Origin of the sequence: uncultured Clostridium sp. (genome assembly GCF_934754915.1) — a bacterium.
Classification (GTDB): Bacteria; Bacillota; Clostridia; order Clostridiales; family Clostridiaceae; genus Clostridium.
Genome location: NZ_CAKVKB010000331.1, coordinates 1 through 1,704, shown reverse-complemented (window position 1 = coordinate 1,704; position 1,704 = coordinate 1). Strand labels below are relative to the sequence as shown.

Genomic DNA, 1,704 nt, shown 5'->3' with positions numbered 1-1,704 from the left:
TCACTTTTTATTTTCTATTCTTATTATGAGTTTAAATCCACGTTTTGACAACTAGGAGGTCATTTCATATTATCTATATTATTTGTCGCTTACGCATTATGATTTCAGCGTTTTTTTAGCCACACCACTTTATTTGGCACTTACATTTAATAGATTATTTTTATATGATTCCTTCATCTTCGATAAGATTATATTAATTTATATCCATTATTTTCCAATAATGTAGAAAGATTATATATATATCCTTTACCTCTCACAGGATATTTCCTAAAATTATCAAGTCGTACTATTACATAATCATTTTTTATAGATAAGCGACAAACGCCTATATTGGCACCATCATCAAATTTAATTTCATATTTTTTACCTTCTGTTAAATAATAAATTTCTATAATATTTTTACTATACCTATATAGAACGGGTTTATCATATTTATCTAATATTAAATCACCAATAAATTCACCATAATATCCTATGGCGAATTTAGAATATGAAACTTCTTTTTCTCCTTTACGTATTCCAAATCTACAATCTACATTTTTAACTTGCCATAATATGATATCATTTTTTAAATCAAATACACTTATATCATATTTACTTTTTTCTGATTTTGAATTTTTCTTATATTCAATACAATAATAACCATTTCTAGAAAATGTTAATGTTTTATTAGGTGCCATAAAATCTAAATGATTATATTTCTTTAAATGATAATTTTCATCTATTTCATAATAAGAGCAATATTTACTCTTTTTTTTCTGTAAATCAATTTCAACATCTAATTTAAATATTGGCCTACCATTATGGTAATAAACATGTTTATCAATATGTTTAATCTCTTTTTTGTTTATGTTTTCTAGCTTCTTTTTTTCTATATCATACACACATAATAAGATATCTTTATTACAATAGCTGTCACATAAAATAAATATTTTATTCTTATTAAATTGTTGAATCAATGATACATAATATTGACGAGATACAGTCATTTTTTTAATAATATTTTTTTCTTTCAAATCATAAATGAAGATATTGGAACCAGTTGTTGATCCTATCAACAACTGGTTATCATATGTAATATGCGTATTGGAAACATATTTCATATTTACTCTAAATAGCTTATTTTCTTCCATATCAAATATAGTAATAAACGTATTCGCATAAAGAATAGCGTATTTTTCATAGGGAGAAATATAAATATTATCAATAATTAATTTTTTTTCCATCATATATCCTCCTTAAAAGAAAAACTTATCAATTTTGATGATATTCCACTTTAGTTGATCACTCATTCGATTGGGTTGACCAACCATTCCGATGAACCTGACCACCTAAAAATCCCGACTGCAAATAAAGTATCTCGTATTTTTCTATAAATCTAAAAATCGTGAAACATTATACATATAAGCCATCGAACATTGTCGATTAGAAGTACGTAATACTATGTAATCATTTTTCAAAGATATATATACACTAATCAATGTATTATCTATTTGCTTACTATTTAACTTTTTATTGATTTCGTACAAATAAATTGTACTATTCATATAAAAATAAAGAATGTTTTTATTATCATATGCTCTCGTAAATTCGCATATTTCAAATGTAGTCGAGAAATCATCTTGACTATTTTCAATGAAAAATAATTCATTCTGAAAAGAATCATAAAGTGTTATTTTATATAAAACTTTGTATTCTATATCT

2 protein-coding genes are annotated in these 1,704 nt (G+C 23.9%); both read right to left on the bottom strand.

Features of this window, described 5'->3' with window-relative positions; all coding sequences use genetic code 11:
* Nucleotides 1–188: 188 nt before the first annotated feature.
* Nucleotides 189–1,226, bottom strand: a complete 1,038-nt coding sequence (locus tag Q0F58_RS19465) for a hypothetical protein (protein WP_294379745.1) — start codon at nucleotides 1,224–1,226, stop codon at nucleotides 189–191.
* 144 nt (nucleotides 1,227–1,370) lie between these two features.
* Nucleotides 1,371–1,704 (bottom strand): hypothetical protein (locus Q0F58_RS19460; protein WP_294379744.1); only part of this gene is annotated, 334 nt, incomplete at its 5' end.